Below are 10,078 nucleotides of genomic sequence, written 5' to 3' on the forward strand. Positions count from 1 at the left end.
ATTGAAGCCGCAGAGCGCCGCTTGATCAGCCTCGTCACCCAAATTCCAGCATAGCTCCTTCATCAATTCGCGCGGTGCAATCCGCGATCGACTGTGGAAGCGCGTCCAGGAGCACGCCGGGCCGGCGCCGAAGGGGAGGAAGCGGCCGGCGACGCAATGGGTCAAGCCCGGCATCATCGGCCGCGTAAAGCATTTACGCGGCGAGGAAGATTTGCGGCACGCTTCCTTGCAGGATTTTCGGGAGGAATGAGAGATATGGGCAACGATGGTCCACCCATTGAGCGACGAGCTCATCCTCGAACGGCTGTCCTGAAGGATGGGGTCATCATTGCCGAGGGTGTAAGCATCAATTGCTCCGTCAGGAACCAGCACACACATGGTGCGGAGTTACGAGTTGATCCCGGCGTGGATGTTCCTGACAGGTTCGTCCTGCATATCCATGCTGACGATGCTAGATATCGGGCCGTGGTGCGCTGGCGAAAGAACGAGCGCCTATCCGGCCTTGAGAGTTGCAACAGCTGCTTGTTTCTGGGCAACCCTGGCCGCTCCGATTTCACCACACGCTGGCGCAGCCGATGACTGAACTACAGCTGTGTTTTTCGATGTTTGGATGGTTTCGGCCGAAGCACACCCTGCTAGGCCAAGAGTGGCTAACGCGATAACTGAATTCATTTGCCCGCCCCTCCCAAAGGCATCGAGACGACAAAAGGCGACTAAGTGAAACCACCTTAAGACAGGAAAGAGATAGGGGCATCAATCCTGTGCCAACAGCGGTTATAGTGGGTGATTTGTCTGCGGGCTCTGGGTCTCGCAATTGTCAGCAAACTATGAGAGCCATTACAAGTGGCGATATAACCGGCTAAAGGTCTTTGCGCACGGATCCTAAAATCGAAGCTCATGATGCGCGGGCGATTTGTGATGATTTGTTGACGCTGCGCAACCATATCGCCCATCACGAGCCAATTTTCCATCTTCCTTTACCAGCGAGGCTGGCAAGTCGTCGAGAACAACCACGCGATCGATACATTCGCCAGCAAGGCCGAGGCCTTCACCTTCGTCGATGCCAGGGGCGCTCGTGTCCGGTTATCCTGGGGACGGACCGTCATCGCGGGAAAAACCGTGCATTTCGACTTTGAGGGAAAGCTTTCAGGAGCAGGGCATCGGCCGTATCATGAAGGAGCAGCACGGACCGTCAGCGGGCAGCTGGTCCTGGACGTGCTTCGACGGCGGTGCACAAGGCCGGGCCGACACCAAGGGCGAGGCGGTGGCTGCTGTCGAGATCGCCTATACCCGCCGCATCGTCGGGTCGGATTTGGCGCGATAAGCCGAGGCCAGCATATGGCGCGCACGGGCTGGTAGACGCCGGCTTTTTTAATGGCGCCCGCGACAAGGGATACAATCGACCAGAGGTCAAAAATGAAACGAATTTCTTAGCCGTTTATTGATATGTGCGTGTTTTCTAATTTTCGCTATGTCCCTCATTTGCTTCACCCGATTTCGCCTCATGGCGACCGGTATATGCCGGGCTACAAGTGCAAATGTTGCCATCATTTTCGCCCTCAGCTTGCCGATCGTCGTAGGCGCGGCCGGCTTCGGCGTGGAGACCTCCTACTGGTACTACAACAGCCTGAAGCTGCAGGCGACGGCCGATGCCGCTGCTTACGCTGGCGCGCTCGAACAGATATCAGGTTCCGACAAGCCTACGATCGTGGCGGCCGCGACACAGTCGGCCGCTACGAACGGGCTGGGCTCGGGCACGATCGTCGTCAACACGCCGCCGGTGTCTGGGCCGAACACGGCGAAGAAAGCAGTCGAGGTCATCGTCGCTCAGAACGTCGACCGGATTTTCACCTCGATCTTCACGCAAGGCCAGGTGCCCGAGCAGGCGAGGGCGGTGGCCCTCATCACCGACGCTTCGAAGGCTTGCGTGCTCGCGCTCGATCCATCCGCTTCGCAGGCGGCGCTGTTTTCCGGCAACACCAGCGTCAAGCTCATCGGTTGCTCGGTCATGGCCAATTCGATCGCATCGGACGCCATCAAGCTCCAGGGCTCGGCGGGCCTGCAGGCCGATTGCCTGATATCGGGGGGCGGTGTTGCTCTCAGCAATCCCGTTACGACCGTCTGCGCGGCCCCGATAACCCAGGCGCTGCCTGCCGCCGATCCATTTGCCGACCTGCCGGCCCCTGCCGCCTCGAACCCCTGCCAGAACGCCAACAAGTCGACGTTGAAGCCCGGCACCTACTGCAGTGGGCTCAGCCTCAGCGGCACCGTCACGTTGCAGCCTGGCGTCTATGTCATCCAGAGCGGCGATTTCAAAGTGAATGCGAATGCCAACGTCTCCGGTGACGGCGTCACCATCTACCTCGCCGGCGGCTCACGTGTCTCGATGAATGGCAACGCCACCGTGTCCCTGAGCGCGCCGACTTCGGGCACCTATTCCGGCGTGCTCATGTATGGCGACAGAACGAGCACCGGCGGACAGAGCACTTTCAACGGCACGGCGGATTCGCTGCTGACGGGCGCGCTCTATTTCCCCAAGCAGCAGGTCAATTATCTCGGCAATTTCTCCGGCAAGAGCGGGTGCACCCAGGTTGTTGCCGACCTGATCCAATGGTCGGGTAACTCAACCATCAGTCAGGATTGCACGAGCCTGGGAATGCGCGACATTCCGGCGACGCAGTCCGTCGCGCTGGTCGAGTAGCCTTCCGTGGAACGCCGATCAAAGCCGATCCTTGGCGACGATGCGGGCGTTGCGGCAGTCGAGTTCGCGATGGTCCTGCCGTTCCTGTGCGCGGCGCTGCTTGGTATCATCGACGGCTGGTCCTATGTGACGAGCTCGCTGTCGATGCGCGCCGGCGTGAAGACCGCCGCGAACCTGATCATGGAAGGATCGACCAATGATACGGCGACGCAGGCCGTTGCCATTTCGAGCTGGGAGAAACGGCCGGCGGACGGCCAGGTCACGCTAAGCCGGATCTATATGTGCGGGACGACCGTGGTCGACGCCTCCACTCTGTGCAGCGGGCCAAAGGTGCCGTCGGTCTATGTTCAGATCCAGGCATCGGCCACCTGGACGCCGCCTTTCACCTTCGGCGTCTTTTCCGCTTCCAGCGTCATCGGCCATCTGGAGGTGATCCGTGTTCGCTAGGAGGGCTCACCGTTTCGCGGAAACGGCGAAGTGCCCCGGCTCTTTGTTTTGCCGCGATTCCTTGGGGAAAGCGCTGCGCGCTTTTCCCGGGAAAACGGTTTCACATTTTTCCTGGAATTGCGCTGGGGCAAGCGCCTTTAGGCGGGATCGATCAGCCGGGGCCGGACTGGAGTTCGCGCTGATCGCGCCGTTCCTTATCATATTGCTGTTCGGGATCTTCGCGTTGGGCTGGTCGATGCATTCGGTGTCCAGCGTTCGCTATACGCTGGAGACATCGTCGCGCTCGCTGCAGCTTCAGAACACGCTGACCCAGGCCGACATCCAATCGATCGCCACGCAGAAATTGCAGGCCTTGGGTTTGAAGGATGTCAACGTGACGATCGCCATCGACCCGGTGAGCGGCGGTTTCCGCATGGCCCATCTGACCGCCACCTATGCCTTCGTCGTCGATTTTCCTTACCTCGACACCTTTCCGATCAACTACGCCACCACCGTTACCGTGCCGCTGTTGGTCGGCAGCTAAGACGAGTCGGGCCAGGCACCCGCGACTTCTGTCGTGAAAAAGGCCATCAATATTCGCTTGCGCTAATATAAAAAGTGACGTTACGTCACTTCCCGGCATCTTGGGGATGCGCAACCGTGGGGAAGGACGATGAGAGTGGTTATAGTTTGCGCGGCACTCGCGATCGCTGCGACTGGTGTCGCCTTTGCCAAGGAGAAGAAGGTGGCGGTCGGTGATGCTATGGCCCTATGCTCTACCAAACATTCGAGCAAGAAGCCGAGGCCAGCGCTTGACTGCAGCTTGACCGGAACAGCCAAATTTCCGGACGGAGCAAAGCCGGAAAAGCCACGGTTGGGATATGACACCAACCCTTGGATTATAACAACTGGCCTTTAGGGCCGGTTGACCTGGCCACCGGCTTACAGTGCGGCGGTTAGATGAAACCATCAGGTCCGCCGCACTCCATAGTTGGATGGAAATATGGCGCCGCTGCCCGGCCCGCCGGAGGCAGCTTGATCATGAACTACGACAAGCGCGCGGCCGGAAATTGGCTGGCGGGCCTTCACGATCCGCTGGCGGATGGCCGCATACGGTGCCCAGCAATCCTTACACGCGTTCCTGACTAACACGGCCAAGATGTGCGGCACATCGCAGGCGGCCCGGCACCCTCCGCGCAGAGGGGACACCGGGCCTCGCCGTCAGCTCGGAAAATATGCCGGCTGCCGGCTAAGAAGGCTATTAGCGATCCGCTAGTCTGAACGAACCCTGCGAATGAAGGACAGCTGGGAGAGAATCTCTCCAAACGGACACGCGAAAGCATTATCACCGGGGGACGAAGCGCCGTTCTTCGTTGGAATGGGGTGTGCACCTCCAGCGGCCGGCAGGGACTTCAGTCTCAGTTGAGCAATCACTAATATGCTTTATAATCTAGACATTGCGGGGCAGGAACCCTGATCCAAGCTCACCCGCAAATGGCCCGGCATGCCAATGTCCACCCGACTTTTGACGCGTGCCGGGCCATTTCTATTGGAGCGCCGATCTTCAAACTCCGGGTAACGATGTTGGCCGACAAAGTCGCCCACAACCTACGTTGTCAGCGTCTTCGAGAAGCCTCGATGACTGTGCTGACCACCAAGGACAAACAGAAGGCGCTCGATACGGCCAGAAGATCGGCGACAAAGTGCGGGTTGAGGAGATCACGCCAAAGCCGAAGATGCGCTAAAGCATCACATTGTAGACCGTTGGTTGGCCGACACCTACTCGGTTGGAGAGTCTAACCCCGATTTGGTGCCGGCCTGGCGGATCGACAAGTCCGCAACGCAGAACTAACAGGGTAGATTGGTGAGATAATGGCGTGATCGCGGAAGCCGATCTCGCTACTGTAGCTTCTGATTCCCGCAGTGGCCGTACCATGTCTCGATTGGCGATTCCGGATCGATGTGTCGGCCACGCGATTTCAGGTGGGCAACGATCTCGGGCAGCCAGAAATCGCGATCGCCAAACTCTTCGCCAATGCGTACGAGATCATCCGCTGCCGCTACCATCTTCTCGACGTCACCGAGCACGTAGCCCTTATCGCCGATGGCGCAGATATCGCAGCCAGCCCTAATTGCCCTGTCTACGAAAGCCGGCATCTCTCGCTTGCTTTCATGAGCCTTTGGTGCGGGCCATTGCAAATCATCTCCTCAGGCAAGTCTTCACCAAACGCAGAGCCGGCTTGCGTAGGGATAAGTCAATTAGGCGGGGGCGTCGAATCGTCAGAATTCTTTCATATCTGCAATCCGCCGCACGTAGCTGATTATTTCAAGAAAGAGGGTGTGGACGTTGTCATGATCGTTTGTGTCCTGAGGCGGCAGGACATCCTGGCAGCTAGCGGCTATGCTCAGGATGTCAAATCGCTCGGTCGCAGCGATATTGTAACCGGTGCCGCATATTTTTCCTATCTTGACTGGAATTGTCTCTACGAAAGCTGGGCCGGCGCATTCCCCGATGCAGACATGCGGATGATAAACTACAGCCCCGTTCGCTGCTGAGTGCGTTCAAGATGAGGTTGGGCATTAGCATCGACACGATCGATCAGGTGCAGGAAATTCATACCAACCGGAGCCTTAACGCCGAAATGACCGAGGTTGCGAGAATGCTCAACGAGCGAGGTCTGCCGCCGATGTCAGAAGCGCTTTTGGCTCTTCAACGACATCTGCCAGGGCCGCCGTTCGGGTTCCCGCCCTATGTCGTAAGACAGTTTGAAGACGCCTATCTCGGTTCCAATCGCAGGCTGGCCGAGCGGCTGCAGGACCTGAATTTGAGGAGATGTCGCGGCCTAGATGGCATACCGACGGAGTCTGCATGGCCGGATAGGTCGACGAGGGCAGATTCGCCGAAATCGTCAAACTGGCGGGGCGGGAAGGCAGCGGCGTTGAGCATCTCGCAACGTCATCTTGAAATTCGGTCGAGATTCGTGGTCTTCCATTTATCCGTATTTCTCGCAGACAATTGACGTCGACGCTCCATTCAGCGTTCCGCTAGGGCATTTCCGCATCGAACGCCTGCCTTCCCTCCGCAGTCCATAATCGTTGTGCTTGCTCGCCTTCATGGCTCTGCAGCTTAGCTGCGATCCAGAGCATCGCGCCGTAGATGGTAGCGCGATCGTCATTGGTGAGCTCAACAATGCCTGCCTTGACGACGAGCCCGCCGAGTTCGATCAGATGTCGGGTGCGCTTGCGGCGTTCGACCTGCCACGTGCGCATGTCATTGCGAGCCTGTGCCGCTTGCCGGCGATTGTGAGCTGCCTTGTTGCGCTGGAGAGCTGCGAGGGTTGCGCTGAGATGCCGGAGCAGTTCGCCGGGACCGGCTCTCGAAAAACATCGCCCCACGCTTGGCCCATGCTTCACGCTTTGAGGTGTCGTTCGTCTCCGTGATTGCGACCAGTGCACCGGCCAGTTCGTCGGTGCTGAGCTGATCGGCGCCAGTAGCGATCACCAGTTCGCCAAGCTGCTGCACCTTTCGCGTTTTGAGCTCTCGCGCTTTGTCTTCCAGCGCCTTCAGTTCGGCGTCGAAGTCCCGCGGTTTGCGCATGACTGTCTCCATTGATTGTCGATCTCTCGATGATAGTTGAGCGTCCGCCTGAAGGCTTCAGGGTTGCCGAGACAGCCCGGGACGGGCTGGTCCATCCCGAGAATTTTTCGAGGGAGGGCGCGCTTATACGTCGTGCCGACGTGCGCTTTGACGTGCAAATGATCCTGTCGCGATGGCGATCTATCATCTTCATGTCAAAGTGATTGGCCGCAAGGCTGGGAGCAGCGCTGTTGCGTCGGCGGCCTACCGTTCAGCGTCGCGGCTACGCGACGAGCGCATCGAGCGCAGCCATGACTTCTCCGCAAAGCGCGGTGTCGTTCATTCCGAGGTGATGCTGCCGGAGGATGCACCGGAGGCTTGGCGCGACCGCGAACGGCTGTGGAACGATGTCGAGGCCTTCGAGATACGCAAGGATGCCCAACTCGCCCGCGAGGTCGAGTTTGCGCTGCCGCGTGAGCTCAGCCAGGCGCAAGGCATCGAGTTGGCGCGCGACTTTGTACAAGTCGAGTTTGTCAGCAAGGGCATGGTCGCCGATCTCAATGTGCACTGGGACCGGGCAGAAGATGGCAGTCCCAAGCCGCATGCTCATGTCATGCTGACCATGCGATCCGTGGACGAGAATGGCTTTGGCCCGAAAGTGCGCGACTGGAACCAGACGGAGCTGGTCGAGCGCTGGCGCGAGCGGTGGGCGGAGCTGGCCAATGCGCGCCTTGCCGAACTCGACATCGACGCCCGCATAGACCATCGCAGTCTCGAAGCGCAGGGCATTGCCCTGGAGCCGCAGACCCAGATTGGTGCACCGGCTCAACGTATTGAGGGCAGCGGCCTTGCTGCTGGCGACATTGAAGCAGATCGCGCCGAACTGCATCGCGAGATCGCGCGCAACAATGGTGCGCGCATCATTGCCGATCCATCCGTGGCGCTCGATGCCATCACGCATCAGCAGTCGACCTTCACCCGAAAAGACATCGCGAAGTTCTCGCATCGACACAGCGAGGGAATGGAGCAGTTCAACGCGGTCGTGGCAGCCATCAGCAACGCACCCGATCTGGTCGAGCTCGGCAAGGACGGACGCGGCGAAGACCGTTTCACCACAAGGCAGATGATCGACACCGAACAGCGCCTTCACCGCGCTGCGGAGCGTATGGATTTGGACGAGCGACACGCGGTGAGTAATGCACATCGCGAGGCAGCGCTGGCGCGCGCAGCGCAACGTGGGCTTGTTCTGTCAGGCGAACAAAGCGATGCGCTTGCGCACATCACCGATGGTCGCGGTCTGGGTGTCGTTATCGGCTATGCTGGAACGGGCAAGAGCGCTCTGCTGGGCGTTGCGCGCCAGGCATGGGCAGCGGCGGGTTACGAGGTTCGAGGCGCGGCACTGTCCGGCATTGCCGCCGAGAATCTGGAAGGCGGTTCAGGCACCCCGTCACGCACCATCGCCAGTATGGAGCATGGCTGGGGACAGGGCAGGGATCTGCTCACTGCGCGCGATGTCCTGGTGATCGATGAGGCTGGCATGGTCGGCACGCGCCAGTTGGAGCGCGTGCTCTCCCATGCGGCGGACGCTGGCGCAAAAGTCGTCCTCGTCGGCGACCCGCAGCAGTTGCAGGCAATCGAGGCCGGCGCTGCATTCCGTTCCATCCACGAGCGTCATGGCGGCGTCGAGATCGGCCAGGTGCGCCGGCAGCGTGAGGACTGGCAGCGCGATGCCACGCGCGATCTGGCAACCGGCAGGATCGGCGCCGCGATCAGCACCTACGACGCACGAGGCATGGTGCATCAGGCTGCAACGCGCGACGAAGCACGAGGTGAACTCGTCGAGCACTGGGATCGCGACAGGCTGGCTCATCCAGAGGCGAGCCGGATCATCCTCACCCACACAAACGACGAGGTGCGCGCCCTAAACCAGGCAGCGCGCGAGCGCATGCGCGCTGCTGGAGATCTCGGCGACGAGGTTCACGTGAATGTCGAACGCGGTGCAAGGGCCTTCGCCAGCGGCGACCGGGTCATGTTCTTGCGCAACGAGCGGTCGCTCGGCGTCAAGAACGGCACGCTTGGCATGGTGGAGGAAGTCAGCAAACAAAGCATGACCGTGTGCACCGATGACGACAGGTCAGTTCGCTTCGACCTGAAAGACTACGCACACATCGACCACGGCTATGCGGCGACCATTCACAAGGCGCAGGGCATGACCGTCGACCGGACCCATGTGCTGGCGACGCCGGGCATGGATGCGCATGGCAGCTACGTCGCACTGTCGCGGCATCGAGACGGGATGGAGCTGCATTACGGCAGCGATGACTTCACGACGCGCGAGCGGCTCGTCCGCTCGCTGTCACGGGACCGCGCCAAGGACATGGCGTCGGATTATGAGCAGGTCGACCCGGCGCAACACTATGCCGAGCGGCGCGGCATCACGTTCCGCGAGCGCGTGGTCGAGATCGTGCGCCGGATCGTTCCGGAGAAGCTGCGCGACAGGATCGGCGGATTGCTGGACGGGTTGCGCTCTCCCGGAGACGACGAGCCCAGGCACGAACGTGGACCTGGGCCGGGAAGGGAGATTGTTGGGGTGCGGATCGGAGATGGCGCTGCCGCGCCGGAAAGGGAGAAGCCAGGGCCGGGTGTACAGCGCAACACGGAAGCACCGCTGGATCCGGAAGCTGCGTTGCGCGGCGCTCGTACGCAAGCGCTTGTGCGTCACGCGCGTGCGCTCGACGCGATCCTCAGTACCGGAAATGCGGACGGGCAGGGGACTCCCGAGCAGATGGGCGAATTGAGAGATGCGCGCAACGCTTTTGAGAAGGTTCGGCCTCATGGTTGGCGCGATGCCGAAGCGGCTTATGTGAAAAATCCCGAGCTGGTTCGTGAAGCGAGCTCCGGCCGCGTCAGCCGCGTCGTGCTTGCTCTCCAGCTTGAAACGGAAATCCGCACCGGGATGGACATCGATCCCGGCCGCCGTGCCGACCGTTTCGTCGAACGTTGGCAAAGGCTCGACCGTACGGGACAGGAGCAATATCAGGCCGGCGACATGTCCGGCTACAAGTCAACGCGCTTGGCCATGTCCGAAATGGCCAAGAGCCTTGAACGCGATCCGCAACTGGAATCCCTCCTGGCAAACCGCAAACGCGAGCTTGGCATCAACGTGGATTCGGGTCGTCGCCTGGGCGCTGAACTCGCCTTCAGCCATGGCATCGCTAAGGGGCGGGGTATTGGGCTCTGACACCCTCCGATTTGCCGCCGTTTCCACTCCGCAGCCGGCTGAGGCGACAAACCTGATTGCCTACCGCATGGGTTCGAGCTATGCTGGAATTTGGGTGACGAGGCTGATCAAGCGGCGCTCTGCGGCTTCAATT

At 60.3% G+C, this 10,078-nt stretch carries 9 protein-coding genes; 6 read left to right on the forward strand and 3 right to left on the reverse strand.

Annotated elements, in window-relative coordinates:
- Positions 1–294, reverse strand: a 294-nt coding sequence (locus QQK95_RS10180) for a hypothetical protein (RefSeq protein ID WP_284271841.1), incomplete at its 3' end; no start/stop codon positions are given.
- 877 nt (positions 295–1,171) lie between these two features.
- On the opposite strand from QQK95_RS10180, the gene QQK95_RS10190 reads away from it, so the two are divergent.
- The 5 genes from QQK95_RS10190 (at position 1,172) to QQK95_RS10210 (ending at position 5,683) form a co-directional block, all read left to right on the forward strand.
- Positions 1,172–1,324, forward strand: a complete 153-nt coding sequence (locus tag QQK95_RS10190) for a hypothetical protein (RefSeq protein WP_284271830.1) — start codon at positions 1,172–1,174, stop codon at positions 1,322–1,324.
- A 147-nt stretch (positions 1,325–1,471) separates the two neighbouring features.
- Entirely contained in the window at positions 1,472–2,701 is a 1,230-nt protein-coding gene (locus tag QQK95_RS10195) for a pilus assembly protein TadG-related protein (protein WP_202359835.1), read from the forward strand.
- Positions 2,702–2,707: 6 nt separating this feature from the next.
- A complete protein-coding gene (locus tag QQK95_RS10200) occupies positions 2,708–3,148 on the forward strand; it encodes a TadE/TadG family type IV pilus assembly protein (RefSeq protein WP_199643412.1) in 441 nt (146 codons plus the stop codon).
- Positions 3,138–3,671, forward strand: a complete 534-nt coding sequence (locus QQK95_RS10205; protein WP_284271833.1) for a TadE/TadG family type IV pilus assembly protein — start codon at positions 3,138–3,140, stop codon at positions 3,669–3,671. Before QQK95_RS10200 ends, QQK95_RS10205 begins: the two co-directional genes overlap by 11 nt.
- Before the next feature lie 1,439 nt (positions 3,672–5,110).
- Complete coding sequence (locus QQK95_RS10210) at positions 5,111–5,683, forward strand: hypothetical protein (protein WP_202359837.1); 573 nt, start codon at positions 5,111–5,113, stop codon at positions 5,681–5,683.
- Positions 5,684–6,172: 489 nt separating this feature from the next.
- Here the strand turns inward: QQK95_RS10210 and QQK95_RS10215 are convergent, their stop codons facing one another.
- The gene (locus QQK95_RS10215) at positions 6,173–6,397 is read right to left on the reverse strand and encodes a conjugal transfer protein TraD (protein ID WP_019858500.1); all 225 of its coding nucleotides are present in this window, start codon (positions 6,395–6,397) and stop codon (positions 6,173–6,175) included.
- A 1-nt stretch (position 6,398) separates the two neighbouring features.
- Positions 6,399–6,725, reverse strand: coding sequence for a conjugal transfer protein TraD (locus QQK95_RS10220; RefSeq protein WP_202359839.1), 327 nt, complete (start codon positions 6,723–6,725; stop codon positions 6,399–6,401).
- 172 nt (positions 6,726–6,897) lie between these two features.
- Here QQK95_RS10220 and traA point away from each other — a divergent pair, with 172 nt between their 5' ends.
- Entirely contained in the window at positions 6,898–9,945 is a 3,048-nt protein-coding gene (traA, locus tag QQK95_RS10225; RefSeq protein ID WP_202359840.1) for a Ti-type conjugative transfer relaxase TraA, read from the forward strand.
- Positions 9,946–10,078 lie beyond the last annotated feature (133 nt).

The sequence above is a fragment of the Mesorhizobium huakuii genome (genome assembly GCF_030160235.1).
Classification (GTDB): Bacteria; Pseudomonadota; Alphaproteobacteria; order Rhizobiales; family Rhizobiaceae; genus Mesorhizobium; species Mesorhizobium huakuii.

Coding starts and splice junctions, on each gene's coding strand:
- QQK95_RS10190 (WP_284271830.1), top strand. CDS start 1,172: ATGAAGGAGCAGCACGGACCGTCAGCGGGCAGCTGGTCCTGGACGTGC.
- QQK95_RS10195 (WP_202359835.1), top strand. CDS start 1,472: ATGTCCCTCATTTGCTTCACCCGATTTCGCCTCATGGCGACCGGTATA.
- QQK95_RS10215 (WP_019858500.1), bottom strand. CDS start 6,397: ATGCGCACGTGGCAGGTCGAACGCCGCAAGCGCACCCGACATCTGATC.
- QQK95_RS10220 (WP_202359839.1), bottom strand. CDS start 6,725: ATGCGCAAACCGCGGGACTTCGACGCCGAACTGAAGGCGCTGGAAGAC.
- traA (WP_202359840.1), top strand. CDS start 6,898: ATGGCGATCTATCATCTTCATGTCAAAGTGATTGGCCGCAAGGCTGGG.